26 protein-coding genes are annotated in these 26,267 nt (G+C 67.4%); 20 read left to right on the top strand and 6 right to left on the bottom strand.

All coding sequences use genetic code 11. The features are described from left to right. Window positions 1–3 precede the first annotated feature (3 nt). Complete coding sequence (gene speB / locus LRQ07_RS16765; protein WP_232763935.1) at window positions 4–960, top strand: agmatinase; 957 nt, start codon at window positions 4–6, stop codon at window positions 958–960. On the opposite strand, the gene LRQ07_RS16760 is transcribed toward speB, so the two are convergent. Continuing rightward, window positions 954–1,826 carry a serine protein kinase RIO gene (locus LRQ07_RS16760; protein WP_256535269.1) on the bottom strand — a complete coding sequence of 291 codons (873 nt, stop codon included), beginning with the start codon at window positions 1,824–1,826 and terminating at the stop codon, window positions 954–956. The genes speB and LRQ07_RS16760 overlap by 7 nt on opposite strands. 282 nt (window positions 1,827–2,108) lie before the next feature. Between LRQ07_RS16760 and LRQ07_RS16755 the strand changes: the two genes are divergently transcribed. Further along, window positions 2,109–3,305, top strand: a complete 1,197-nt coding sequence (locus tag LRQ07_RS16755) for an MFS transporter (RefSeq protein ID WP_256535268.1) — start codon at window positions 2,109–2,111, stop codon at window positions 3,303–3,305. A 16-nt stretch (window positions 3,306–3,321) separates the two neighbouring features. Here the strand turns inward: LRQ07_RS16755 and LRQ07_RS16750 are convergent, their stop codons facing one another. Next, window positions 3,322–4,242, bottom strand: a complete 921-nt coding sequence (locus tag LRQ07_RS16750) for a helix-turn-helix domain-containing protein (RefSeq protein WP_256535267.1) — start codon at window positions 4,240–4,242, stop codon at window positions 3,322–3,324. A gap of 145 nt (window positions 4,243–4,387) precedes the next feature. On the opposite strand from LRQ07_RS16750, the gene LRQ07_RS16745 reads away from it, so the two are divergent. Next, the gene (locus LRQ07_RS16745) at window positions 4,388–4,849 is read left to right on the top strand and encodes a DUF3817 domain-containing protein (RefSeq protein ID WP_256535266.1); all 462 of its coding nucleotides are present in this window, start codon (window positions 4,388–4,390) and stop codon (window positions 4,847–4,849) included. A gap of 29 nt (window positions 4,850–4,878) precedes the next feature. On the opposite strand, the gene LRQ07_RS16740 is transcribed toward LRQ07_RS16745, so the two are convergent. Then, window positions 4,879–5,679 carry a MerR family transcriptional regulator gene (locus LRQ07_RS16740; RefSeq protein ID WP_232763940.1) on the bottom strand — a complete coding sequence of 267 codons (801 nt, stop codon included), beginning with the start codon at window positions 5,677–5,679 and terminating at the stop codon, window positions 4,879–4,881. A gap of 170 nt (window positions 5,680–5,849) precedes the next feature. Here LRQ07_RS16740 and LRQ07_RS16735 point away from each other — a divergent pair, with 170 nt between their 5' ends. From LRQ07_RS16735 to LRQ07_RS16690, 10 genes are all read left to right on the top strand, one after another. Beyond that, complete coding sequence (locus LRQ07_RS16735) at window positions 5,850–7,226, top strand: HNH endonuclease signature motif containing protein (RefSeq protein WP_256535265.1); 1,377 nt, start codon at window positions 5,850–5,852, stop codon at window positions 7,224–7,226. 136 nt (window positions 7,227–7,362) lie between these two features. Continuing rightward, a complete protein-coding gene (gene dnaK / locus LRQ07_RS16730; protein ID WP_047519808.1) occupies window positions 7,363–9,228 on the top strand; it encodes a molecular chaperone DnaK in 1,866 nt (621 codons plus the stop codon). A 2-nt stretch (window positions 9,229–9,230) separates the two neighbouring features. Next, a complete protein-coding gene (locus LRQ07_RS16725) occupies window positions 9,231–9,884 on the top strand; it encodes a nucleotide exchange factor GrpE (protein WP_047519806.1) in 654 nt (217 codons plus the stop codon). 7 nt (window positions 9,885–9,891) lie between these two features. Next, entirely contained in the window at window positions 9,892–10,875 is a 984-nt protein-coding gene (locus LRQ07_RS16720; protein ID WP_232763942.1) for a DnaJ C-terminal domain-containing protein, read from the top strand. A gap of 40 nt (window positions 10,876–10,915) precedes the next feature. Beyond that, window positions 10,916–11,329 (top strand): heat shock protein transcriptional repressor HspR, encoded by a 414-nt coding sequence (locus tag LRQ07_RS16715; RefSeq protein ID WP_194239355.1) that lies wholly within the window; start codon window positions 10,916–10,918, stop codon window positions 11,327–11,329. A gap of 49 nt (window positions 11,330–11,378) precedes the next feature. After that, window positions 11,379–12,041: a GntR family transcriptional regulator gene (locus LRQ07_RS16710; protein WP_232763944.1), complete on the top strand. Its 663-nt coding sequence runs from the start codon at window positions 11,379–11,381 to the stop codon at window positions 12,039–12,041. Between the two features lie 121 nt (window positions 12,042–12,162). Next, entirely contained in the window at window positions 12,163–13,131 is a 969-nt protein-coding gene (locus LRQ07_RS16705; protein ID WP_131493612.1) for a tripartite tricarboxylate transporter substrate binding protein, read from the top strand. A gap of 87 nt (window positions 13,132–13,218) precedes the next feature. After that, window positions 13,219–13,767 (top strand): tripartite tricarboxylate transporter TctB family protein, encoded by a 549-nt coding sequence (locus LRQ07_RS16700; protein WP_256535264.1) that lies wholly within the window; start codon window positions 13,219–13,221, stop codon window positions 13,765–13,767. Then, window positions 13,764–15,419, top strand: a complete 1,656-nt coding sequence (locus LRQ07_RS16695; protein ID WP_131493610.1) for a tripartite tricarboxylate transporter permease — start codon at window positions 13,764–13,766, stop codon at window positions 15,417–15,419. The genes LRQ07_RS16700 and LRQ07_RS16695 overlap by 4 nt, the downstream gene beginning before the upstream one ends. Further along, window positions 15,416–16,285: a dihydrodipicolinate synthase family protein gene (locus LRQ07_RS16690; protein WP_232763946.1), complete on the top strand. Its 870-nt coding sequence runs from the start codon at window positions 15,416–15,418 to the stop codon at window positions 16,283–16,285. Before LRQ07_RS16695 ends, LRQ07_RS16690 begins: the two co-directional genes overlap by 4 nt. Window positions 16,286–16,352: 67 nt before the next feature. Here the strand turns inward: LRQ07_RS16690 and LRQ07_RS16685 are convergent, their stop codons facing one another. After that, entirely contained in the window at window positions 16,353–17,285 is a 933-nt protein-coding gene (locus LRQ07_RS16685; RefSeq protein ID WP_256535263.1) for a hypothetical protein, read from the bottom strand. A 71-nt stretch (window positions 17,286–17,356) separates the two neighbouring features. Here LRQ07_RS16685 and LRQ07_RS16680 point away from each other — a divergent pair, with 71 nt between their 5' ends. The 6 genes from LRQ07_RS16680 to LRQ07_RS16655 all read left to right on the top strand — a co-directional run bounded on the left by LRQ07_RS16680 (window position 17,357) and on the right by LRQ07_RS16655 (window position 23,625). Next, entirely contained in the window at window positions 17,357–18,505 is a 1,149-nt protein-coding gene (locus tag LRQ07_RS16680) for a DUF4185 domain-containing protein (RefSeq protein WP_256535262.1), read from the top strand. A gap of 154 nt (window positions 18,506–18,659) precedes the next feature. Beyond that, window positions 18,660–20,027, top strand: a complete 1,368-nt coding sequence (locus tag LRQ07_RS16675) for an ABC transporter substrate-binding protein (protein ID WP_232763949.1) — start codon at window positions 18,660–18,662, stop codon at window positions 20,025–20,027. Between the two features lie 70 nt (window positions 20,028–20,097). Further along, window positions 20,098–21,024 (top strand): carbohydrate ABC transporter permease, encoded by a 927-nt coding sequence (locus tag LRQ07_RS16670; protein ID WP_134352435.1) that lies wholly within the window; start codon window positions 20,098–20,100, stop codon window positions 21,022–21,024. Between the two features lie 10 nt (window positions 21,025–21,034). Continuing rightward, window positions 21,035–21,922 (top strand): carbohydrate ABC transporter permease, encoded by an 888-nt coding sequence (locus LRQ07_RS16665; protein ID WP_256535261.1) that lies wholly within the window; start codon window positions 21,035–21,037, stop codon window positions 21,920–21,922. A gap of 30 nt (window positions 21,923–21,952) precedes the next feature. Then, on the top strand, window positions 21,953–23,053 hold the full coding sequence (locus LRQ07_RS16660; protein WP_256535260.1) for a DUF4185 domain-containing protein: 1,101 nt from the start codon (window positions 21,953–21,955) through the stop codon (window positions 23,051–23,053). Window positions 23,054–23,184: 131 nt separating this feature from the next. After that, window positions 23,185–23,625, top strand: coding sequence for a DoxX family protein (locus tag LRQ07_RS16655; protein ID WP_256535259.1), 441 nt, complete (start codon window positions 23,185–23,187; stop codon window positions 23,623–23,625). Between the two features lie 3 nt (window positions 23,626–23,628). Here the strand turns inward: LRQ07_RS16655 and LRQ07_RS16650 are convergent, their stop codons facing one another. After that, entirely contained in the window at window positions 23,629–24,762 is a 1,134-nt protein-coding gene (locus tag LRQ07_RS16650) for a glycoside hydrolase family 172 protein (protein ID WP_256535258.1), read from the bottom strand. Between the two features lie 101 nt (window positions 24,763–24,863). Here LRQ07_RS16650 and LRQ07_RS16645 point away from each other — a divergent pair, with 101 nt between their 5' ends. After that, window positions 24,864–25,847 carry a LacI family DNA-binding transcriptional regulator gene (locus LRQ07_RS16645; RefSeq protein ID WP_256535257.1) on the top strand — a complete coding sequence of 328 codons (984 nt, stop codon included), beginning with the start codon at window positions 24,864–24,866 and terminating at the stop codon, window positions 25,845–25,847. A 6-nt stretch (window positions 25,848–25,853) separates the two neighbouring features. Here LRQ07_RS16645 and LRQ07_RS16640 read toward each other — a convergent pair whose 3' ends face one another. Next, entirely contained in the window at window positions 25,854–26,261 is a 408-nt protein-coding gene (locus LRQ07_RS16640) for a hypothetical protein (protein WP_256535256.1), read from the bottom strand. Between the last annotated feature and the right edge of the window lie 6 nt (window positions 26,262–26,267).

Below are 26,267 nucleotides of genomic sequence, written 5' to 3'. Positions count from 1 at the left end.
GCCATGACCGAGAACGTGGGCCCCATCGACGCGTCCGTGAACCCCCGCTACTCCGGTATCGCCACCTTCGCGCGGCTGCCGCGGATCGAAGATGTGCCGCGCGCCGACATCGCGGTCGTGGGCATCCCGTTCGACTCGGGCGTCAGCTACCGACCGGGCACGCGGTTCGGTCCGTCGCACGTGCGCGAGTCCTCGCGACTGCTGCGGCCGTACAACCCCGCGCAGGACGTGTCGCCGTTCGCGATCGCACAGGTCGTGGATGCGGGTGACATCCCGGTCAACCCCTTCGACCTCACGGAAGCCGTGACCGAGGTCGAGCGCGCGGCCCTGGCTCTCGGCGAGCAGGTGCAGCGCATCGTCACGATCGGCGGGGACCACACCGTCGCGCTGCCCCTGCTGCGCGCGGTCGCCGCGAAGCACGGCCCCGTCGCCGTGCTGCACTTCGACGCGCACCTCGACACGTGGGACACCTACTTCGGGGCACCCGTCACCCATGGCACCCCCTTCCGCCGCGCGAGCGAGGAGGGACTGATCGACCTCACCGCCAGCTGTCACGTCGGCACGCGAGGCCCCCTGTACTCGAAGCAGGATCTGGAGGACGACGAGCGCCTGGGCTTCTCGATCGTGTCGAGCGAATACATCGAGGAGCACGGCGTCGAGGCCGGCATCGCCCGCATCCTCCAGCGCATCGGCGACAAGCCGCTGTACGTGTCGATCGACATCGACGTGCTCGACCCCGCCCACGCGCCCGGCACCGGTACACCCGAGGCCGGGGGGCTCACGAGCCGGGAGCTGCTGAGGATCCTGCGTGCCCTGACGTCGCAGAACATCGTCGGCGCGGACGTGGTCGAGGTGTCGCCCGCCTACGACCACGCGCAGATGACCGGCATCGCCGCGAGCCATGTGGTGTACGAGCTCGTGACGCTGCTGGCCGCCCGCGTGGCGTCTGACTCTCAGTAGAGCGCCGCGAGCAGCTCGGCGAACAGTTCCTCGGGGTCGGCGTCGATGCGGCGTCGGGTGAACCAGTCGCAGATGTTCACGCAATCGCGATGCAGCAGGTCGAGTCCCTGCGGGTTCGCGATGATGTCGACGATCTGCGGCAGGTCGATCACCCGCACCCGCCCCTCATGCACGAGCAGGTTGTAGGCCGAGAGGTCACCGTGGGCGAAGCCGGCTGCCGCGAAGATCCGCATCAGATCGACGACCTGCGCGTAGCACTCCTGAAGATCGACACGGTCGCCGCGTGACTGGGCGAGCCGGGGTGCGGCCGTGCCGTCGGCGTCGCCGAGGAACTCCATCAGCACCTCGGTGCCGTTCACCTGCACGGGGTACGGCACCGGCGCGCCGAGCTCCCACATCCGGCACAGCGCCTCGAACTCGGCGAAGGACCACTGCGCGGCTGCGACGTCGCGACCGTGGCTCGACTTCTTGGCGAGGGCGCGGGTGTCACGGGTGTTCCGGGTGCTGCGCCCCTCCGTGTATGTCGAGGAACGGTGGAAGCTGCGGTGCTCGGCGCTGCGATAGCGCTTCGCGGCGAGCAGGGTGTGCTGCGCCGGATCACCGGGCACGGCGCGCTCGATCAGGAACACGTCGGCCTCTTTGCCGGTCTTGAGGACGCCCCGTTCGGTGTCGAGCGCACCGGCCGAGGTCACCACCCACGCGGGCCACGGCTCGGGCCCGCGCTCGGACGGGGTGATCGCCGGCCACGTGGACCAGCGCTGGCCCTCACCGGGGTCGACGTCGGCGAAGGAGAGTTCGGTTTCGAGGGTTTCGAAGGAGGAGGCGTCGAACGACGCGGCTTCCGAGGAAGCGGAGGGATCAGACAAGTGTGGCTCCAGGAGGGAGGCCACGCCAGGATCAGGAGCGGGTGGCCTCGAGGGGAAGGTGGTCGGCGGAAAGCGCGACAAAGACCGTGTTCATGTCTTCGGCTCCTTCCGCTCGGGCTTCCCGGGCTCGTCCCGGTGCGTCGTCGAGCATAGGGCGTCCGCGGCGAGCGTGTCCAGAGGCGGAGGTCAACGCCCGGCCGGCCGGGATCGCTCCGGACGATCGGTCGGATGCCGCGGACGCCTGGTCGGGCGGCGGCATCCGGATCCTGCGAGCGTGGAACCATGACCACGACAGCCCCCGTTCCCACCGTGTCTTCCTCTGCGGCGACCCGCATCCGCTACGGCGGGTTGATCGTGCTCATGCTGATGGGCTTCCTGCTGGTCACGGCCGAGTTCCTGCCCAACGGTGTGCTCACCGAGATGGCCGACGGCCTCGGGGTCACCCCGGGCCAGGCAGGACAGACCGTCACCGTGACCGCGCTCGTCGGACTCGTCGTCGCCCCGACGGTCGGACTGATCTTCCCGCGCCTTGACCGCCGGTCGCTGCTGCTGTGGATGGCGCTCGCCGCGGCCGTGTCGAACCTCATCGTGGCGATCGCGCCGAATCTGATCATCGTGCTGCTGGCGCGCTTCCTGCTGGGCGCCGCGATCAGCGCGTACTGGGCGATGTCGATCACCGTGGCAGCGCGCCTCGCGGGACCCGCGAACCTCGGACGCGGCGTCATGTTCACCTCCGCCGGGGTGTCGCTGGCGACCGTCGCAGGTGTGCCCCTCGGCGTCATGCTCAGTGAGCTCATGGACTGGCGGGCCGTCTTCGCCCTCGCGGGCGTGCTCATGGTCGTGCTCGCGGCCGTGCTGCGGTTCGCGCTGCCTTCCGTTCCGGCGGAGCAGGCGTCGAGTCTGCGACTGCTCGTCGACACCCTGCGCCGCCCGGGCATCGGCCTCGGCATGGTCGGGCATGTGCTCGTGGTCCTCGGGCACTTCCTCGCCTACACCTACGTGCGCCTCGCGCTGGAGCGCATCCCCGACGTCGACGCCTCGACCATCGTCGTGCTGCTCGCGCTGTTCGGCGTCGGCGGTCTGCTCGGCAACATCACGATCGGGCTCGTCATCGACCGCACGTTCGCCTTCTTCGCGGTGTTCGCGCCGTTGGTGATCGCCGTGTCGGTGACCGCGATGATCCTCTTCTCCGGATCGATCGTCGGCGTGGGCATCGTCGTGCTGGTGTGGGGCTTCTTCTTCTCGTCCTGGCTGATCGTCGTGAACACCTGGGTCGGACACCGGATGCCCGATCGGCTCGAAGCCGGGGGCAGCCTGGTCGTCGTGGGGTTCCAGGGCGCGATCACGCTCGCCGCCGGCATCGGTGGACTGCTCGTGGACACTCTGAGCGTCGAACTGGTCTACGTGATCGGTGCCGTCGCGCTGCTCGCCGGCGCGGTGCTGTTCGGCGCATCGAATCGGGTCAGCAGCAGAGCCTGACCCGGGCGGGTGTCGCTCAGGCCGGGACGGGAGTGCGGTTGGCGAGGCGCCAGGACGAGGGGGTCTGCCCGGTGCGGCGTCGGAATGCGCGGCTGAATCCCTCGTCCGAGGCGTAGCCCAGCTCGCGGGAGATGTCCGAGACGGAGCGTCCGGCGTCGAGCATCCGCTTCGCCGCATCGACCCGCACCTCGGTGACGTAGTCGGCGGGTGAGCGTCCGACAGCGCTGCGGAACCGCTCGGCGAAGGTCGAGCGCGACATCGCCCCGATCCCGGCGAGGCGCTCGACCGTCCAGTCGCGCCCCGGCTCCTCGTGGATGGCGTCGACCACGCGGTCGAGGAAGGGGTCGCTCGACAGGGAGGGCCAGCCGGTGGGCGCGCAGCCGTTCGCCGCCCAGGCACGGATGACCGACAACAGGACGGTCGTCGCCATCAGGCGGCAGATCACCGGGTCCCCCTGGCGGGCGGGTGTGACCGTGTGGTCGATCACCCCCATGTTCAGGGCGAGGGCGGCGGCCGCGGGCTCCACGGCGTCGAAGCCGGTCACGGTGAGGAACGGGGGCAGCAGTGCGGGCAGGGGTGATGCGACATCTGCGAGCTCGATGTCGGCGATCATGAGGATCGTCTCGTCGTGTGCCTCGAGCGCGAACGGCGACCGTCCGAGGGTCAGGAACGCGTCGCCCGTCACGAGCAGGTCATGGCGCGCCTGCGTGTTGTCGAGCCGGAGTCGCTGCGAATCGGGATCGACGTCGAGACGGCAGCCGTCTCCGAGCGGAGGATGCCCCCGCACGGCGCCGGCGACGATGTAGACCAGGGTGATGGCGTCGGCGGGGATCGGCAGTAGCGCTCCCGCGGCGAGCGACGATCGGCGTCCGATGCCGACGCGGAGATCGACCGCACCGAGCACGTGCGAGAGCGCATCCGCATCCACTGTCACCATGCCTTCGGCAACGTCGTCGCGCGGGCTGCTATTCCGATGTCGGTGCGCGAGACGGGTCGCACCGTCTTGACGGACTCAACCATTCGGTTGATTCGAGGGGGATGGAGGGACGGATACGGTGGAAGCACCCCACCCGAGGAGTACCGTGTTCCGCACCCCCGACCGTCTGTACCGAGTCCTCGCGATCGCGGAGGCGATCACCTGGACGATCCTGATCGCCGCGATCATCGCCCGCGCCGTCGGCGCCCCCGGCGTGGTGGTGACGGTGGGCGGAGGCATCCACGGCTTCATCTTCCTGAGCTATGCGGCGACGGCGATCCTGGTCGCCCTGAACCAGCGCTGGCATGTCGGGGTCGGCGTGCTCGCCGTCGCGAGCGCCGTCGTGCCCTACGCGACCATCCCGATGGAGATCTGGCTGCACCGTACCGGCCGGCTCACCGGAGCCTGGCGCCTCGCGGCGACCGAGGATCCGCGTGATCGACGGTGGTACGACCGGCTGATGCGGTGGTTCCTGCAGCGGCCGTGGGTGCTCGCGGTGCTGCTCGTGGTCGGCATCGTCGCGCTGTACGTCATCCTGCTGCTGATCGGTCCTCCCGGCGGCAAGTGAGCCCGCACACGTTCAGTGCGTGATTCCGCTCAGGCGCGTCGGACGGGCTGCTGCAGTTCGGTGACCCAATCGGACTGGTCGTCGCCGACGGCGCGGACGTAGAGCTCCCTGCAGGGACCGTCGTGCACGAGGCCGCGAGCGAAGATCTCGGCGTGGATCGCATGCCAGCTCTCCGCGATGTGCTCCATCGAGCCGAGGTGGATGCCGCAGACGGCTTCATCCGCCGCAGGGAGCTCGATGATGTCGAACTCCTCACGCGCGGGGCCCGCATATGTGTAGCCGACGATGACCTCCAGTCCGTCGTCGAGCGTCGTGTACTGGGCGATCGGTGTGGTCAGGGGATGTTCGCCGCCGATGGCGTCCGCCACCGCGTCGAAGGCGGAACCGACCACACCGGCGACGGCCGGCTGATCGGGGACGACCGTGCGGACGGCGGCGAGCCGGACGGCGGGCAGGGGCTTCTCGACGATCTCGATCCGTGACATGTGCTTCTCTCTCTCGATGAGGTGGAGGCGCCTCTCCACGTCGACGAGTCTCTCCGCGGCGATCCGATGCTCCTGCTCGACCTCTGCCCGGCGGATCCGCAGCAGCGAGGCGATGCGCTCGGCATCGACTCCCCGTTCGAGGATGGCCGAGATGTCGTCGAGGCCGAAGCCCAGCTGGCGCAGGGCGACGATCCGGTGCAGCCTTTCCAACTGCGACGGGTCGTAGGAGCGGTAGCCGTTGAACTCGTCCACGTGGGCGGGCACGAGCAGTCCGGCCGTGTCCCAGTGCCGCAGCATGCGGTGGGTCACCTGGCCGATCTGCGCGAACGCTCCGATGGACAACATGTGTCTGTTCTCCCGTCTGCCACCGTGTCAGGGTCAAGTATCGCCTCGGTCCGGTCTGCGGTCGGCTCGTCCAGGGCGGAGGGGAAGGTGCTCCCAGCCCCTTCCGGTATCTTGGTTTCTGGCGCTGATCTGGGTGTTTCAATGTCGGTGGTCCCTGGTTCACTGAAGGTATGACAGCGCTGGCGGATGCGACCCTCGAGCAGGTGGATGCTCTCGCCGCGCTCACCGAGATGCTCGTCGAGGTCGAGCGCACGATCAGCAGTCTGCAGGCCGCGCGAGACGGCATCCTGGCGGTCGGGTCGCGGCTCGCGCTCGACGTGGCCGCGCAGGCGGGGCATCCCGATCACGGAGACATGTCGGCCCGCACGGTCGCCGCGGAGTTCGCCACGGCCCTGCGGGTGAGTGATCGAACGGTGCAGCGCCGGATGGCCGACGCGGCCTGGGTCGTGGAGCACTTCCCGCTGGTCTGGGAGGCGCAGGGGGCGGGTCGCATCAGCGCGGCGCACGCCCGAGTCGTCTGCGAAGCGGGCGAGCACCTCCCCGATGCGGCGAGCCGCGCCGCCTATGCGGCTCAGATCATCCCCTTCGCCGAGATCGAGTCTCCCGCTCGTGTCGGCCGAATGGCTCGGCGGGTGGCTGAACGGTTCCAGGCGCGGTCGATCGATGAGCGGCACCTCGATGCGCGGGAGAAGAGATCCATGTGGGTGAAAGACGTCGGAGACGGGATGACGCAGCTCGGCCTGCTCGGTCCGTCGGCGCTCGTGCACGGGGTCTTCGAGCGGCTCACGCAGATGGCCGAGGCGGTGCAGGAGCACGAGTCCCCGGAGCGTGAGTACCCGGAGTGTGAGTACCCGGAGTGTGAATCCACGGAGCACGAGTCCCCGGGGCATGAGTACTCGGAGTATGAATCCCCGGAGCTCCCGGCTCCGGAGCCGGACGAGCGCACCCTCGCGCAGCGCCGCGCCGATCTCGCTCTCGACCTGCTCCTCACCGGCGCTCCGGCCGGACATGATCGCGGCGAGGGGCTCCTGGCGGCGATTCGCGGAACGGTGTCGATCACGGTCCCCGTCACGACGCTGATCGGCGAGGACTCGACTCCGGCCGAGCTGAACGGCCGCACTCCGGTCGACCCTGCGACCGCCCGTCGGATCGCCGGCGCGGCAGCGGGCTGGGACCGGATCCTCACCCACCCCGTCACCGGCGCGGTCCTCGCGGTCGACCGCTATCGTCCCGGTCCGGATCTGAAGCGGCATCTGAGGGCGAGGGATCAGCGATGCCGATTCCCGACCTGCGGGTACGCGTCCGTGGACTGCGACATCGACCATCATCACGAGGCCGCGCTCGGGGGAGCCACCGAGGAGTCGAACCTCGGTCACCTGTGTCGTCGCCATCACGTGCTCAAGCATCATTCGCCGTGGGCGGTCGAGCCCCTGGGTGGTGGCGTCTACGCCTGGACGAGCCCGACCGGCAAGGTCTACGTGGACCGGCCTCCGCCCCAGAACACCGTCACGTTCACGGAGGATCCGGCGATTCTCGCGCCCTTCTGAAAAAGTTGAGTCGACTCGTATCAAGTTGATTTGACACCTGCGGAGCGCCGGCGTACAGTTGAGTCATCGCGACTCAGGTTTCCCTGATCGCCGCAGATTTCCGATCCCAACGAACTTCCAACAAAGGAGAGAACACATGGCACGTGCTGTCGGTATCGACCTCGGAACCACCAACTCCGTCGTCAGCGTCCTCGAGGGTGGCGAGCCCAAGGTCATCGCCAACGCCGAGGGCTTCCGCACGACCCCCTCGGTCGTGGCCTTCACCAAGGACGGGGAGGTGCTCGTCGGTGAGACCGCGAAGCGCCAGGCCGTCACCAACGTCGACCGGACGATCGCTTCCGTCAAGCGCCACATGGGCACCGACTGGAGCTTCGACGTCGACGGCAAGAAGTGGACGCCGCAGGAGATCTCCGCGCGCATCCTCATGAAGCTCAAGCGCGACGCCGAGGCCTACCTGGGTGACACGGTGACCGATGCGGTCATCACCGTCCCCGCGTACTTCAACGACGCCGAGCGTCAGGCCACCAAGGAGGCCGGGGAGATCTCGGGTCTCAACGTCCTGCGCATCATCAACGAGCCGACCGCGGCCGCTCTGGCCTACGGCCTCGACAAGGGCAAGGAAGACGAGCTCATCCTGGTCTTCGACCTCGGTGGCGGAACGTTCGACGTCTCGCTGCTCGAGGTGGGCAAGGACGACGACTTCTCCACGATCCAGGTGCGTGCGACCGCCGGTGACAACCGTCTCGGTGGAGACGACTGGGACCAGCGTCTCGTCGACTACCTGATCAAGCAGTTCAAGGAGACCACGGGCGTCGACGTCGCGGGCGACAAGATCGCGCTGCAGCGCCTCAAGGAGGCCGCGGAGCAGGCGAAGAAGGAACTCTCCTCCTCCACCTCGACGAGCATCAACCTGCCGTACCTGTCGCTGACGGAGTCCGGCCCGGTCTCGCTCTCCGAGACGATCACCCGCGCGAAGTTCGAGGACCTCACGAAGGACCTGCTCGACCGCACCAAGAAGCCGTTCGAGGATGTCATCCGCGAAGCCGGCATCAAGGTGTCCGAGATCGACCACATCGTGCTCGTCGGTGGTTCCACCCGTATGCCCGCGGTCGCCGAGCTCGTCAAGCGCGAGACCGGTAAGGACGCGAACAAGGGCGTCAACCCGGATGAGGTCGTCGCCGTCGGCGCCGCTCTCCAGGCCGGTGTCCTCAAGGGTGAGCGCAAGGATGTCCTCCTCATCGACGTCACCCCGCTGAGCCTCGGTATCGAGACCAAGGGCGGCATGATGACCAAGCTCATCGAGCGCAACACCGCCATCCCCACCAAGCGCAGCGAGACCTTCACCACGGCAGACGACAACCAGCCGTCCGTCGCGATCCAGGTCTTCCAGGGCGAGCGCGACTTCACCCGCGACAACAAGCCGCTCGGCACGTTCGAGCTCACGGGCATCGCTCCCGCTCCCCGCGGCATCCCGCAGATCGAGGTCACGTTCGACATCGACGCCAACGGCATCGTGCACGTGTCCGCCAAGGACAAGGGCACCGGCACCGAGAAGTCGATCGTCATCTCCGGCGGCTCCTCGCTGTCGAAGGAAGACATCGAGCGCATGGTGCGCGAGGCCGAGGAGCACGCGGCTGAGGACAAGGTGCGCCGTGAAGCCGCCGAGGTCCGCAACCAGGCCGAGACGCTCGCGTACTCGATCGACAAGCTGATCACCGAGAACGACGACAAGCTGCCCGAAGACGTGAAGACCGAGGTCAAGGCCGACGTCGAAGCGCTCAAGACGGCGCTGGCGGGCGAAGACGACGAGGCCGTGAAGACCGCGTTCGACAAGCTCAACCAGTCGCAGTCCAAGCTCGGCGAGGCCATCTACGCCTCCTCGCAGGCGGATGCTGCTGCCGACGCTTCGGCTGACGGCGAGGCCCCGACCGGTGACGCTCCCTCCTCCGACGAGGACGTCATCGACGCCGAGGTCGTCGACGACGAGGACGAGAAGAAGTAATCATGACGGACAAGAACTTCGACGAGAACCAGAATCCTGAGTCCGCCGAAGGTCGCAGCGAGGGGTCGGACGCTCAGGCGTCCGGCCCCGCGCCGCAGAACCCGGACTCCACCGAGGCGAAGGCCGCCGAGGGGTCGGACGAGACTCCCGAAGACGGTGTCGATGACCTCACGGTCGATGACATCCTCGGAGCGACGCAGACCGGTGAGGCCGCGGCGGAGGACGCCGTGCTCGCCGACCTCGAGTCGACGCTGCTGAACGACCTCAAGCGCCTCCAGGCCGAGTACGCGAACTACCGTCGTCGCACCGAGGAGCAGCGCCAGGTCGAGATCGAGCGGGCGAAGGGCGAGGCCGCCAAGGGCCTCATCCCGGTGCTCGACGACCTCGACCGTGCCGCTCAGCACGGCGACCTGGTCGAGGGCACGCCCTTCGCCGTGATCGCCGAGAAGGTGCGTGCGGTCGTGGAGCGTCTCGGGGTGGCCGCATACGGCGAGAAGGGTGAGGAATTCGACCCTCAGCGCCACGAGGCCATCTTCCAGCAGCCGACCCCCGGCGCCGAGAAGACGACGATCCTCGAGGTCGTCGAGGTGGGCTACCGCCTCGGTGACATCGAGCTGCGCCCCGCGAAGGTCGTCGTCGCTGTCCCTGCGGAGTAGGTGATCGATGGCCAGCCAGGATTGGTTCGACAAGGACTTCTACAAGACCCTCGGGGTCTCCAAGGACGTCAGTGATGCGGATCTGAAGAAGACGTATCGCAAGCTTGCGCGGAAGTACCACCCGGACTCCAATCAGGGTGATGCCAAAGCAGAGGCGAAGTTCAAGGAGATCAGCGAGGCCTACTCGGTGCTCTCCGACGCCGAACAGCGCAAAGAGTACGACGAGATCCGCGCCATGGGCTCCGGCGCCCGCTTCACGGCGGGCGGCCAGGGTGCCGGCGGCTTCGAAGACGTGTTCAGCCGTTTCGGCCAGCAGGGCCGAGGGCAGACGGCCGACTTCGAGGACATCTTCGCGATGTTCAACCAGGGGCAGGGTGCGAGCTTCGGAGGCGGACGCTTCGGGCAGCCGAGCGGTGGCTACCGCGGCTTCGGCGGACCGCAGCGTGGTGCCGACGTCACCGCCCGCACGACGCTCGACTTCGTCACCGCCGTGCAGGGCGAGACCATCTCTCTGCAGGGCGATGACGGCAAGCCGTTCAAGGTGAAGATCCCTGCCGGTGTGGCGGACGGGCAGAAGATCCGTCTGCGCGGTCGTGGCCGTCCCTCACCCGACGGCGGCGAGAGCGGCGACATCGTGGTGCAGATCTCGGTGCGCCCGCACCCCGTCTTCACGCGTGACGGGCTCAACCTGCGCGTCGTGGTCCCGGTGACCTTCACTGAAGCGACCCTCGGCGCGACGATCGAGGTCCCGACGCTCAGCGGTGACGTGGTCAAGCTTCGCGTCGCTCCCGGCACCCCCTCCGGGCGGGTGCTGCGCGTCAAGGGCCGTGGTGTGGCAACGGCGAAGGGAACCGGAGACCTGCTCGCCGAACTCCAGGTCGCTGTGCCCACGCACCTCGACGACGCCGCGCGGGAGGCCCTGGAGAAGTTCCAGGAGCTCGAGCCCAAGGAGAATCCGCGGGCGGAGCTGATGGCGAAGGCGCGTCGATGACCGAGCGTCGAAGTGGGCACCGGGGTCGGAGGCGTTCGTGATGAACGCTGACACCCCGGTGTTCGCGATCGCGGCGGCGGCCGAGCTCTCCGGTCTCCACCCGCAGACCCTGCGGCAGTACGACCGCATCGGACTCGTGGTCCCCGGACGGACGTCGGGCGGCTCGCGTCGGTACTCCGCCCGCAACATCGAACAGCTGCGCGAGGTCGCCCAGCTCTCTTCGGAAGGTGTGAGCCTCCCCGCGATCGCGCGTCTGCTCGACCTCGAAGACGAGAACCGGGCGCTGCGCAACCGCATCGCGGTACTCGAGAGCGCTCTACGCACCGAGCGCGAGAACCGCCCCGGCGTGCGGGTGTTCGCCGCCGGATCCGCGGGGGTGGTGCCCGTGCCGAGCGGCCGTCGCATCCGCCGCTCGACCGACGTCGTGCTCTGGGATCCGCGCGGACACGCCTAGACACCGATCTCGTGGTGTGTATCCTGTCAACAGTTAACAGGAGGTCACCATGACGCAGACCGTCACGCGCGGAGAATCCCTCGGCGCCCAGGTGGCACGGGTGCTCCGCCAGCGCATCGTGCGCGGCGAACTCGCCCCCGGCGCGCGGATCACCGAGGAAGCGCTCGCCGAGGAGTTCTCGGTCAGCCGTGGACCCGTGCGCGATGCGCTCACCCAGTTGAGCTTCGAGAAGCTCGTCGAGGTGCAGCGTCCCCGCGGCGTGTACATCGTGGGACTCACGGGGGATGACGTCGATCAGCTGTACAGCCTGAGGGGTGCGCTCGAACAGCTTGCCCTCTCGCGGGCCATGCGTGTCGACGACGAGGCGCGCTGGGCCGCGATGGCGGCGGCCGTCGACCGCATGGGCGAGGCGGCGGACCGCGGCGACCATGCCGCATTCGTCACCGCGGATCTCGAGTTCCACTCGCAGATCTACGCGCTCGCCGATCACCCGCGTCTCGAGGGTGCATGGAATCAGTACCTCCCGACGTTCACCGCGCTGCTCGAGGTCACGATCAACCATGACGAAGACCTGCACGAGTCTTCCGATGATCACGTGACGCTCATGGAGGTGATGCGCACCGGCACGCCGGCGCAGGCGGCGAAGGTGCTGTCCGAGCACCTCGACGGTGCTCGTCGACGCATGCTGAGCGAGATCGCCACCCACGCCTGAGTGCGGGGCCGTGCCTGCGGCCCTTGCGGCGCACCTGTCGTCCCAGTGTTGACTGTTAACAGTCAACACTGCTACGGTCGGGGGAGTCGACAACAAGGTCGACCCACGTAGAGGAGCAAAGATGCCCCGCAAGCGCATCACCCGGGCGGCTGCCGCGATCGCCGCCCTCGCAGCCACCGCTCTCATCGTCTCGGCCTGCACCAAGGTCGAAGAGGGCGAGGGCGCCGAATCGACCTACCCGGAGAAGGACATCCGGCTCATCATCCAGGCCAACCCCGGGGGAGGATCAGACCTCTCGTCGCGCGCACTCGCCACGGAGCTCGAGAAGATCCTCGACGTCAGCGTCATCCCCGAGAACATGCCGGGTGCCGCCGGAGCGCTCGCTATGGAGTACGTCGGTGCGCAGGATCCCGACGGCTACGTGATCGGATTCGCGCCCGTCGAGATCGCGATGCTGAACACCACGCAGAGCGCGGACGTGCTGCCGGACGACTTCGACCTGCTCGGCCAGATCATGCTCGCCCCCGGTGTCGTCACCGTCGGTGCGAACAGCGGGATCGAGACGCTGGAAGACCTCGTCGCCCAGGCGCAGTCCGGTGCCGTCACGGTCGCGAACTCCGGCGCCGGCTCCATCTGGGAGGCGGCGACCCTCGGACTCGGTGCCGCGACCGACGCCGACTTCACTCCGGTGCCCTACGACGGCGGAGCGACGGCCGTCGCCGCAGCCGCATCCGGCGAGACCGTCGCGGCCGTCTCCGGCCTCGGCGAGGCTCTCGCCCAGGGCGACGCGGTGCGCATCCTCGCCGTCATGAACGACGAGCGCCACCCCGACGCAGAAGACGTCGAGACGGTCGAAGAGGCCATCGGCGAAGACGTCGTCTTCGGAGGCTGGGGCGGCATCTACGCGCCCAAGGGTCTGCCCGACGACGTGAAGTCGACGCTCGAAGCCGCCGTCAAGGAGGCCGTCGAATCCGACAGCTACCAGAAGTTCCAGGCCGACGCCGGAAACCTGGTCGTGTACCGCGACTCCGCCGAATGGACGACGTTCGTCGACGAGCAGTTCGACCTCTTCAAGGACCTCCTGGGCTGAGGAGCCCGGTAGAGAAGACTGCGGGGCCGGGCTCATCACCGGCCCCGCAGTGCTCTCCTTCAGTTCTCGGATCACGAAAGGAGCATCATGTCGACCTCTGCATCGGACGCCTCCGCATCGGACGCCTCCGCGGGCGACGAGTACCAGGGTGCGACCGCGTCGCGACCTCTCGAGATCGTCTTCGCCGTCCTCGCCCTGGCATTCACCGCCGGATATCTCTTCCTCTCGACGCAGATCCCGCTGCGCCGCGAGGCCGCTCCGGGTCAGATCGATGCCCGCTTCTGGCCGCTCGTCATCGGGGTCACCGGAGTCGTCGTCGCCATCGCGCTGCTCGCCATCGCGATCACCCGCCCCGCACCCGGTCGTGACGACCTCGAGCGCATCCAGCCCGGAGGCTATCTGCGCGTGATCGCCACGCTGGTGATCACGGGCGCCTTCATCGCGCTGTGGTCGCTGGGGTCGGTCATCCTCTTCGGGTACCGCATCGAGGTCTTCCCGATCGCCGCAGCCCTGCTGATGGCCTCCCTCATGCTCCTCTACGGTCACCGCCGCTGGCTGAGCCTGATCATCTACCCCGCCTCCGTCACGGCGTTCGTCTACGTCGTGTTCGGGCTGCTCCTGAGGATCCCCCTGTGAACGCGCTCCTGGAGGGGCTCAACTCGCTCCTCGACATCTCGATCCTGCTCTACATGCTCGTCGGGCTCATGCTGGGCTTCATGGTCGGCGCCTTCCCCGGCATCACCGCGACCATGGCCGTCGCCCTTGCCGCGGGATTCACCATGACCCTCGAGCCCGTGCAGGGCCTCGCCGTGCTGCTGACGATCTACGTCGCGGCGAACTTCGGCGATCGGGTGCCGTCCATCCTCATCAACACCCCGGGAACGCCCGCCTCCATCGCCACCACCCTCGACGGCTATCCGATGGCCAAGCAGGGCAGGGCAGGTCTCGCCCTCACCATCTCCGCAATCGTTTCGGCCGTCGGGATCCTCGCCTCGCTGGTGCTGTTCGCGGTCGCGGCCGTCCCGATCGCCAGCTTCGCCCGCGACTACTTCAAGTCCCCCGAACTGTTCGCCCTCGTGGTGTTCGGCATCTCGATCATGATCGGCATCTCGTCGAAGTCGATGCTCAAGGGCATCCTCGCCGGGCTCTTCGGCCTCATGCTCGGCACCGTCGGCACCTACGCCGCGACGGCCGATCAGCGCTTCACCTTCGGGGTGCTCGACCTCGTCGAGGGCGTGAACTTCATCGCCGTGATCATCGGCCTCTTCGGCATCGCGGAACTCTTCGACCAGTTGCTCACGCATCGCGCGTCCCGCGTGCGCCCCATCTCCAGCCTCGGTCGCTGGCTGCCGAACAGGTCCGAGCTGAAGCAGAGCGGTCGTGCCACGGCGGTCGGCGGCGCGGTCGGACTCGGTGTCGGTCTCATCCCCGCCGCGGGCGGTGACATCGCCGGTCTCATCGGGTGGGAACGGGCACGCAAGGTGTCGAAGCGTCCGGAGATGTTCGGCAAGGGATCGATCGAGGGCGTCGCCGCGTCCGACAGTGCTTCCAGCGCGACCTTGGGCGGCTCCCTCACCACGACCATGGCACTCGGCATCCCCGGCGACTCCGTGATGGCCGTGATGATCGGCTCCATGATCATCTGGGGCATCACACCCGGACCCACCCTCTTCACGAACCGCCCCGACCTGGTCGTCTCGATCGTCGGCATCATGCTGATCGCGACGATCCTGTCCCTCGCTCTGAGCCTGGTGCGGATGAAGGGCATGGTGAAGCTGCTCGACGTGCCGCAGCCGTACCTGTGGAGCGGCATCCTGATCTTCTGCATCATCGGTACCTACGCCACCTCCAACAGCCTCTCGACCGTGGTGACGATGCTCGTCTTCGGTGTGATCGGGGTGATGCTCAAGCGCATGCAGGTGCCGGCCGGCCCCGTGGTGCTCGGGCTCCTGCTCGGACCGCTCGCCGAAGAGAACCTCGCCCGCACGCTGGCCATCCTGCCCACGCGTCCGTTCTTCGAGGTCGTCAGCCCCATCGCGCTCGTGCTCCTCGCCCTGGCCGTGCTCTCGATCGTGATGCCGGCGATCCGCGCCGCTCGTCGCCCCCGTGCCGAGCGCGGCTCCCTCGCGGATTCGATCCTCCACGACGACAGCATCCAGCAGATCGAGAAGGCGCACGACGAGCTCGCCGCGCAGCCCGACCTGCTCACCTCCACCGTCCGCAACATCGACGCCCCGAAGCGTCGAGCCCGCACGTCCCGCAAGAACTCCGAGGAGACCGAGAAGTGACCCGCTACGACATCCTGACCGCCGTGCCCACCGCGTTCCACCGCGACGGCACCCTCGACATCGAGGGTTCGCGTGCGATCTTCCGATTCGTCGCCGACTCGGGGAACGAGGGGGCCTTCGTGCTCGGAACGACGGGGGAGTTCCCCGCTGTGGACGCCGGCGAGTTCGCGGCCATCGTGGAAGCCGCTCTGGCCGAGTTGAAGGAGCGGATGCGCGTGGTCGTGCATGTCGGTCGGCCCAGTACCTTCGAGGCCGTGCGCCTGACCCGCATCGCCCGTGAGCTGGGCGCCGTGGAGTTCGCCGCGCTCACGCCCTACTACCTGAAGGCGACGGACGACTCGATCTTCGAGTACTACCGTGCGGTGTCGGACGCCGTCGGCGACGGGCGCTTGTACGTGTACATCTACCCGGCGCGGAGTGGAAACCCGGTGTCGCCGGAGCTCCTCGTGCGGCTCGCGGAGCTGCCCAACGTCGTGGGAGCCAAGATCAGCGAGCTCTCACTCGACGACATCGCCGCCTACCGCGCCGTCGTGCCCGCCGACTTCGAGCTCTACACCGGCGCCGACCGCGACCTGATCGCCGCCGTCGAGGTGGGCGCCCAGGGCGTCGTCTCCGGGGTGTCATCCGTGACGCCGAAGCCGTTCCGCGCCCTCGCCGACGCCGGGCGGTCGGGGGATGCGGCAGCCATCACCGCTGCGCAGGCCGCGGTCGACGATGTGGTCGCCCTCATCGGCGGCGACATGGCGCGCATGAAGGAGGCCTACCGCGTGCTCGACGTGGTCGACACGCACTGCCGAATGGCGATCGCCGAGCCGAGTGCCGCCGAGCGCACCGCCGTCGCCGAGGTGGTGGCCGCGCACCGGTGAGACGGCTGCCGGTGAGACGGCTGCCGGTGAGGCGGCGGGCCGGTGTCCGGCGGGCGCCTCGCGCTCCTCAGAGGGGTTCGACGGAGAACCGGAACGCCGCTCCCTGGCGGAACGGCTCGATGATCTCGAAGTTCTCGTAGGCGGGACCGCCAGGGATCGGCGAGGCGCTCGCCCAGTAGGACCACCGCGCGTTCACCACTGCCTCGAGCTCGGGGTGGGGGTCGTCGACCCGCCACGTCTGCACCGCACGTCGGCCGAGGAAGTGCCAGTGCTCCGCGGTGTCGGCGGAGTGATCGACCGACCAGGGATCCTCCTCGTCACCCGTCGCGCTCACGACCGCCGCTCTCCCCTCGCGCGTGAGTTCGGCGAGGGGGAAGCGTCCGTGCCGGGTGAATCCGGTGCCGGAGAAGTTCGGCCACAGCTCTGCGGGTGTCACGGCACGGCCGGCGAGCTGAAGTCGCCGCAATCGCGCCCAGTTCCCCATCGTCGCCGTGAGGATCAGGTGGGAGAGGGCGACGGAGCTCTCATTGGCGAAGCCCGCCACCTCGACTTCGTGTGGGCGGTCCGCGAAGAAGCGCACCCGGACGCTCACGTCCGCTCCGTTGTCGAATCGCTCGACCCCGATCCACACGGTGAGCGTCTCGATGCCGTCGGCCGTGGCGATCCGCCCGCGTGCCGGGGGCCGGGACGAGGGGGTCTTTGCACTCGCGGCGTCATCCGCTGACCAGAAGCGCTTCCCTCGCTCGCCGGTGTCGAGGGTGCTCTGCTCCAGCTCCGAGAAACCGCGCTCGGCTGCGCCGAGGGGAATCGGCTCGACGGCGAGGAAGTTGATCAGCCGCTCGCGGGGGTGTTCGAGGTACGGGGTGAAGATCCGGATCAGGCCTCGGGGACCGGGGAGCGGGGGGATGCCTACTTGGAGACCTTCGACGTGTCCCCAGCGGGGCTCGGACACCGGGTCGCCGGAGGGGCGCAGCCAACGGTCGAAAGAGGAGTCTGACATGCCGAAGACCCTAGTGTGTTGAAATCGATTTCGCTAGATTCGAGGTCATTCGTCATCGATCGAGGAGGATCATGCCCCGTGTCATCACCGCATCTCGCCCCGCTGCACTCGCGGCATCCGTCGTCGTTCTCCTCGGTCTCGCGGGGTGCGCCGGAGACGGACCCGTGAACGTCGACTCCGACCCGGACAAGCCTTTCGTCCTCGACGGGGTTTCTGATCTCACCGAGATCGCTCAGCTCACCGGCCCCGACGCGATGAACGACACCGCCGCGGTCTCCGTCGCCGGTACCGACCTCGGCTCGATGACGAATGTCGGTGACAAGACGTTCTTCTTCTTCGGTGACACCTTCGGCGAGCGTGACCCCGAGTCGATCGGCGGTCAGGGCGGCTTCTGGCGTTCCAACGTCGCCGCGTGGACCACGGACGACGACCCTGCGGACGGGATCGACTTCGACGGGTGGGTGGAGGACGACATCGGACTCGCCGCCCCTCTCATCGAGGGTGACCATGATGCGAACGGTGCGGGTGGTGAGGTCACGAAGATCCCCACGTACGGCTTCGCGATCGGCGACACGATCTACGTCTCGTACATGTCGGTGCGGTTCTGGGGGGAACCGGGGGCGTGGGACTCGAACTACTCCGCCCTGATCGTCTCGCGGGATGACGGGCGCACCTGGTCTCCGGTCGAGGGGGTCGAGTGGCCGGGGGACTCGAACTTCGTGCAGTTCGCGACCGCCGAGGTGAGAGAGGGCAGCCGGGACTGGATCTACTTCTGGTCGATCCCCTCCGGGCGGTTCGGTGGGGTGCAGCTGATGAGGGTGCCCGCCGCCGAAGACGCGGTCGAGGAGCAGGCGTCCTACTCGTACTTCGCCGGCCTCGATGGCGACAAGCCCCGATGGAGCGATGAGCTGAGCGATGCCGAGACGATCCTGGAGGGAACGATCGGCGAGCTCTCGGTGATGTGGTCCACCTATCTGGAGCGCTGGATCATGACCTACTCGGATGCCGGTAGCGCCTATATCCGGGAAGGCCTCACGCCGTGGGGTCCGTGGGGCGAGGCGATCGAGCTCGTGCCCCGTGCCGAGTATCCGGGGCTCTACTCGCCGTATCTGAACCCCCGATACGTCACCGAGGACGGTCGGCGGATCTACTTCACGCTATCGCTGTGGGACCCGTACAACGTCTTCTGGTTCTCCGCCGACCTGGAGCGCTCGCGCTGATCGAGGCGCGAATCGAGCCTTGCGCATGAAATCGATTTCGCCTACTCTGGCGCTACCCGGTCACTGAGGATCCACGGGCACGGCCGGTGCTCGTCGGCGGCAGCCGAACACACAGCAGCGACTCGATGAGGAGTCCGTTCCTGAGGAGGAACCCATGAGAATCACCACTCGTACGCGCAGGGTCACGCTCGCCGCTCTCGGCGCGCTCACCGTGGGCGCCATGCTCGCAGCCTGCGGCTCCGGCACACCCGGCGAGTCGGCAGGCGGCGACGGCGGCGCAGACGGCGTCACCACCGTCCAGTTCTGGCATCGCACGTTCACCCCCGTGGAGAACGAGTGGTACGCCGACATCGTCAAGAAGTTCAACGCCTCGCAGGACAAGATCAAGGTCGTCGACACCGAAGTGCCCGCCGACGCCTGGGATCAGAAGATGAAGGCCGCGCAGGCTGCCGGCAAGGCGCCCGACATCTACACCAGCTCCGCCAACCTCTACGACCTGGTGAACGCCGGTTCCGTGCACGAGCTGGACTCGATCGTCCCCCAGGAGGCGCTGGATGAGATCCTCGACAACGCCACCTCCATCTCCGAGATCGACGGCACCCACTACGCCTACCCGCTGCTGCTCGAGCCGCAGACCGTGCTGTTCTGGAACACCGACCTCCTCGACGCCGCGGGCGTCGACTCGTCGAAGGCTCCGGAGACCTGGGAGGACCTGCTGGCGGCCTGCGCCAAGATCCAGCCGACGCTGTCCGACGGGCAATACTGCATCTCCCCGGCCCAGGATGCCGTGACCATGGCCTGGTCCACCGTGGGGCAGCAGTACAACTTCGCGGGTCACCTCGCACTCACGGACGACTGGACCGCCCCTGCCATCGACAACGACGGCTACCGCTCTCTGATGGAGCAGTACAAGGAACTCTGGGACAAGGGGTACATGCCCAAGCAGCCGCTGGCCGCGTACGTCGCAGGCGAGGACTTCGGGCAGCAGAAGGTCGCGTTCAAGGTCTCCGGATCGTGGATGATGTCCGAGATCGGGTCGGACTACCCCGACCTGCTCACCAAGACCGGGGTGGGTGCCTTCCCGAGCTCCCCGGACGCGGACGGGCGCACCGCCACGACGATGGGGAACTTCACGTGGGTCGTCGACGCCAAGAGCAAGGCCCCGGAGGCTGCCGGCGAGTTCCTCTCGTGGGCCATCGCCGGTGACCCGGAGAACCTCGTTCCGTTCTTCGTGAACACGCAGTTCACCAAGGTCCCCGTGCGGCAGTCGGTGCAGGATGCGGTCGCCGCGAGCGAAGAAGCCGCGAACGCACCGTGGTCGAGCATCATCGTCGACGACATCGCCCCGGATGCCATCCCCGGATCCACCTACCCCTGGGACGTCAACCTCGCTGTCGGAACCGCGATGGAATCGGTGATGAAGGGCTCCGCCTCGATGGATGACGCGATCAAGACCGCGAACGCGGCGATCCAGACCGTCATCGATCGCGACGGACTGCCCGACAAGGCGCCGAAGAACTGACACCGCTCACCGTCCGGGGTCGGGTTCCGGCCCCGGACGGTCACGCATCCGAAGACACGACGAGGTGGGTATGGCCAGTCAGGCTGTGGAAGAGCGTAGGGCGATCCGGCAGCGGCAGAATCGCTATCGCTATCGAGACAACAAGACCGCGTATTGGTTCCTGCTGCCCCTCGTGGCGCTGCTCGGGATCTTCGTCATCTGGCCCGCGATCTATGCCGGATACCTGTCCTTCCAGGACTGGAGCTTCTACAAGGATCCGGAGTTCGTCGGCGTCCGCAACTACACCAACGTGCTGAAGGACCCGCTGTTCCTGGCGACGATCGGGCGAGGATTCGCCTTCGTGCTGCTCACCGTGCCGATCATGCTCGTCCTCGCCTTCCTGTTCGCGAGTCTCGTGGTCAGCGTCTCACGTCGCGCCGCCAGCCTGCTCAAGGTGAGCATCTACATCCCGACGATCATCTCCGCCGTGATCGCATCGATCATCTTCGTGCTCATCTACAACTACTCCGGTGGTCTCCTCAATGCCTTCCTCGGCGTCTTCGGAATCGAACCGATCGCCTGGATCGGGGATCCGAAGTGGGCGCTGCTGGCGATCGCGGTTCCCGCCATCTGGCTCGGCATGGGGCTGACCTCGCTGATCATGGTCGCCGCGATGGTCGACATCCCGGCGGAGTACTACGAAGCTGCCGCGATGGAGGGGGCGAACTGGGGACAGAGGACGGCGTACATCACGATCCCGCAGATGAAGAACGTGGTTCTCTACCTGCTCATCACCGGATTCGTGGCCGCGATCCAGCAATTCGAACTCCCCCTCGTCATGACCCAGGGCGGGCCCCTGGACTCGACGACCCTGCCCAACCTCTTCATCTTCAATCACTTCCGCAACGACGTGAACGTCGGCTACTCGATCGCTGCGGCCCTGTTGCTCTTCGTGGTGCTGGGGACGATCTCCGCTCTCGTTTTCAAGTTCGTCAATTCCGAGAGGCTGGTGGATTGAGATGGCCGTCATGCAGGAGACCACCCGCATCGTCCTCGCAGGCAAGGAGCCGCGCGCGTCGCGGAGGGCTCCGCGCACCCCCGGCGGCTGGCTCGTCGTCCTCGGGAAGGTGATCCTCGGCGCACTCTTCGTCGGAGCTTCGCTCTTCCCGCTCGCCTGGATGGTGATCGCCGGCTTCAAGTCCAAGACCGAGGTCGTCGAAACACCGTTCCAGTTCTTCCCCGAGGTGTGGCTGTGGGAAAACTACACGCAGATCCTGGCCGACCCCACGTTCCTGCGGACGCTCGCGTGGACGTTCTTCGGCGCCGTGCTGTTCACGGTCGGGAGTCTCGCGGTCAATTCCCTCGCCGCTTACGCCTTTGCCCGATTGGACTTCCGCTTCAAGGGCGCGATCTGGACCATCGTGATCACGACGATGTTCATCCCCGGGATGACGATCCTGCTCACGAGCTTCATCGTCGTGACCCGTCTCTCGATGCTCGACACCCTGGCTGTGCTGGTGATCCCGGGACTTGCGAGCGCGGGCATGGTGTTCTTCATCCGCCAGTTCTATCTGAACATCCCGAAGAGTCTCGAAGAGGCGGCGATGCTGGACGGCTGCGGTCGCTTCGGCATCTTCGTGCGGATCTTCCTGCCGCTGTCGAAGCCGCCCTTCGTCGTGATGGGCATCACCGCGTTCCTCGCCTACTGGAACTCCTATGTCTGGCCGATCCTGACGATCACTTCCCCCGACAAGTTCGTGCTCCAGCAGTATCTGGCGACGTTCCGGTCCGAGCGCAGCACCGAGCTCGGCTTGTTGATGGCCGGGTCCGTGCTCGCCGCCGCCCCGGTGATCATCCTGTTCCTGATCTTCCAGCGACAGATCATCGGCAACATCAAGATGGCAGGTCTCAAGTAGCCACACGCGCGGTACCGAAAGGAGAGGTCGATGGAGACCGAGAACACGCAGGGACCACGGATCAGCCGCAGGGGAGTCCTGCAGGGAGCGGTGGCGGCGGGAGCGGCGTTCTTCGCCGCGACCGCCCTGCCGAGTCCGGCCGCAGCCGCCGGGCTGACCGTCACGCGGGTCAAGGTGCTCGCCGGCACTCAGAGCCCCGTGCAGTACGGGATCGGGGCGACCGACCTCGGCATCCCCGCCCCCACTCCGGACGGGCGGATGCTGTTCATGTTCGGCGACACCTGGGCCGACGGAGTCGGTGGCACGAACTGGCGCTCGCCCGTCGCGCTGTACTCGTCGACGACGAACCTCGCCGCCGGCGTCACCTTCGACGGATGCGCGGGAGCCGGCGCGAACACGCAAGGCACCGCTCCGCAGCTCTGGTACTACCCCCACGACGCCTACTTCACGACGGTCATCCCCTCGGACGTGATCACTATCGGCTCGCGGATGTATCTGCACGCCATCGTGAACGGCCCGCATTTCGGCGCCGTGCGCTGGACCGAACTGTGGAAGTCCGACGACAACGGCGCGACCTGGCAGCATACCGGCCTGCAGTTCCCGGCCGATATGGCCGGCGGCAGGTTCCAGTGCATCACCTGGGGTGAGGGCAACGACGGCTACGTGTACATCTACGGCACGGGGTTCCAGCGCGACAAGGGCATCGTGCTCTACCGGGTGCCGTCGAACGACATGACGACGCTGTCTGCCTATCAGCCCTGGGGGTTCGCGAACGGTTCCTGGGGGTGGGGTAAACCCGTCACCGAGGTGCTGTCGGGACAGTTCGGTGAGATGTGTCTGCGCCCCCTGGGCGGCAAGTGGATACTCACCTGGTTCAACTCGGGGGCGTATCGGATCGACGCCATGGTGCTGAACACCCCGACCGACAACCTCTACACCGCCACGAAGACCACCCTGCTGCACGGGACCGAATGGAACACGGAGGACACCTCGCACGTCGCACAGCTCTACGGTGGCTACATCATCCCCGGATCGACGCTGTCGGACCTGCACCTGAGCGTCAGTCAGTGGAAAACGGGGGACAACAGCGTCTACCACTCCGAGCAGTTCCGCGTGCAGGGTCTGGTCTGACGCTCCTTCCCGCCACCGGAGCGAGCGGGAGGCGTCCAGGAGACGGAAAGCAACGCTTCCTAGCGTGGAGGCAGGGAACGACCCTGGTCCGCGCCCGGCGCGGGTGTCCTGCCACGAAGGAAGAACTCCTCATGACGAACACCAAAGCCCCCTCCGCCGCTGCCTCGGTGGGCCTCCTGGTCCTCCGGGTCGTCGTCGGCGCGATCTTCGCCGCACACGGCGCGCAGAAGATCTTCGAGTTCACGATTCCGGGAACCGTCGGCAGCTTCGCCGACATGGGGGTGCCGTTGGCGGAGATCGCAGCCCCCGTCGTGGCCTTCCTCGAGCTCGTCGGCGGCATCCTGCTGGTCCTCGGGTTCCTCACCCGTCCGGTCGGGATCCTGCTGACGATCGACATGGCCGTGGCCCTGGCCCTGGTGCATCTGCCTGCGGGACTGTGGGTCGCTGAAGGCGGCTACGAGTTCGTCGCCGTGCTCGGGGTCGCCGCACTGGCGCTCGCCCTCACCGGCGCGGGCAGATACTCGATCGACGGAGCCGCCCTGCGCGGACGCGCCCCCGCCTGGCTCGCCTGAGCTTCAGTCCCGCGGATCACGCGGAGGCGTCGCGCCGATGTCCGGCACCGGGGCCGTTCCTAGGTGGACCTCCAGATCGTCGGCCGTCGGTGTCTTCGGACGCCTCGCGGTCGGGCGGTCGAGGTAGAACAGGGCGGTCGACGCGATGTCGTCGCGCAGAGGAAGGTACCGCCATCCGCTGCGCCATCCGAGCGCCTGGATGTCGACTTTCGGGATGCCCGTCGCGAAGTGGATCGGATCGAGCAGGTGCCACCTGTACATGCCGAACCGCTGCTGCGACACGTAGAGACCGTCGGGGCGGATGACCTGTGGCATCCCGAGGTACGGGGTCGAGAACTCGGTGTAGCCCTGACCCGGGATGTCGAAGTTCCACGCGCCGCCGAAGTAGTCCTCGGTGCCGGTGCCGCAGATCGTCGGGTAGTCGGTGTCGTCATCGAGGTAGAACTTGATCTCACCCTCGCCCCACCATCCGTTGGAGTTCACTCCCCACGCGATGTAGGTGCCGACATACTGGCCCTGGCCCTCGATGCCTTCCAGGATCACATGCGGTGTGAGGTCCTCGAGCGGGTTCGACCGTCGCCATTGGGCGTGGAAGTAGGCATCGTTCGAATGGTCGCCGCCGATCTCGTACGTCACCTGGTAGTACACGCGCACATCGACGGCGGACGTGTTCTCGACGGTCAGCCGCGCGCCGTCCCGGAAGGGCATCGGCCAGTACGAGTTGAACCCGCCGTGCGGATTCGCAGCGATCGTCTGCGAGTTCACCTGAGCGAACACACCCCAGCCGTTGCAGAAGAAGTCGCCGTAGGGCACCTCGACCGCGGGTTCGTCCGAACCGTCCCAATAGGCCCGAAGAAGCAGGGTGCGCCAGTTGTCGGTGTGGGTCGTGATCCAGATGTGCGTGATCTTGCCCGGGCCGGCGATGTTCGCGAGCTCGAGGGTTTCCCCGGCCTGGATGTCGATGCTCGGGGAGATCTTCCAACCGGGGCCGAGGTCGCGGGCGCAGGAGGCACCCGTTCCCTCGGTCGCCCGGCCGCCGCCCCCAGCGGAACCGTCGAAGTTCTCCGGCGAGATCGAACGGGTCTGGATCCGTCGCAACGCCGCGAGGGAGGCCAGATCAGAAGGTGCAGAAGTCATGGGCGCCAATGTAATCGATTTCATGAAGGAACACCAGAGAACGATGCGTCCGCGATACTGTTGCTTCACGTCCGGCGGGGCCGGACAGGCTGTGAGGGTGCATGACCACGATCTACGACGTCGCTGAACTCGCCGGGGTCTCTCCTGCGACGGTTTCGCGCGTGTTCAACGGAACGAGTGTGTCCGAGGAGAAGGTGGCGGCCGTCCGGGACGCCGCGGAGAAGCTGAAGTTCACCCCCAACCGCACCGCCCGCACGCTGCGTCGCCAGAGCTCCGAGGTCATCGCGCTCGTGATTCCCGACATCGAGAATCCCTACTTCACCGAGATGGCGCGCGGCGTCGAGGATGTCGCCTCCGAGGCCGGCTACTCGGTCGTGCTCTGCAACTCCGACGCGCAGGTCGAGAAGGAGGCGACGTATCTGCGGATCGCGATCGCCGAGCACATGTCCGGCGTCATCATCGCGACGGCCGACGAGCAATCTGATCTCGACAGCATCCTCGCGACCGGGCGTCCGGTGGTCGCCGTCGACCGCAGCACGACCTATGACATCGATGGCGTCGTGATGGCGAACCGTGCGGCCGGCACGTCGGCGACGCGGGATCTGATCGACGCCGGGTACCGGCGCATCGCGTACATCGGCGGACCGGAGCACATCGACACCGCAGCGGAACGTGCCGCCGGCTGGCGTGCCGCACTCGCAGCTGCGCGCCCCCAGCTCGACCTCGATGAACTGGCACGCTTCGCGACATTCCGCGTCGACGGCGGGCGCGCCGCCATGGAAGAGCTGCTCGCGCTTCCCGAACCTCCCGATGCGGTCGTCGCGGGCAACAACCTCATCGGGGTCGGCGCGATCCAGGTGCTCACCGAGCACGGTCTCACCCCTCCTGAGGTCGGCGTCGCGGTCATCGGCTCGCTGCCGTTCACGACGCTGTCACCCACGGCGGTCACGGTGGTGCGACTGCCCGCGCGGCACATGGGAGTGACCGCAGCACGGATGCTGCTCGAGCGCATCAAGGGCGATCGCCAGCCCGCTCGCACGGTGGTGCTGCGCAACGAGATCCAGCCCGCCAGCCCGCGCGGCTGAGTGGGATCAGCGAGACCCCCAGAAGCGCGTCGCGAGATTCGCGACCTCCTTGTCGAGGTCTTCGAGGCGACCGTCGATCGCGCCGAGCCGCGAGTCCAACTTCGAATCCATCGCGTCGAATCGCGCCTCGAACTTCGCGTCCACGCCCGAGAGTCTCGCGTCCAAGGTCTCGAATCGCGCGTCCATCGTCGCGAATCGCGCGTCCATGCTCTCGAAACGGGCGTCGAACTTCGCGTCCAAGGCTTCGAAACGCGCGTCGGACTTCGCGTCCATGCTCGAGAACTTCGCGTCCAGTTCGCTGCGGACGGAGGTGATCATCCGGTCGTTCTGCCGGATCACCATCGTGAGCGATCCCAGCATGAAGGCGGCGAAGACGCCGATCAGTGTCCAGATCTGGGGCTCGTTCAAATGCACATCTCC

It is taken from the genome of Microbacterium sp. J1-1, from assembly GCF_024498615.1.
GTDB lineage: Bacteria > Actinomycetota > Actinomycetes > Actinomycetales > Microbacteriaceae > Microbacterium > Microbacterium aurugineum.
The sequence above is the reverse complement of the archived record's forward strand: the minus strand, read 5'-3'. Positions and strand labels throughout refer to the sequence as shown.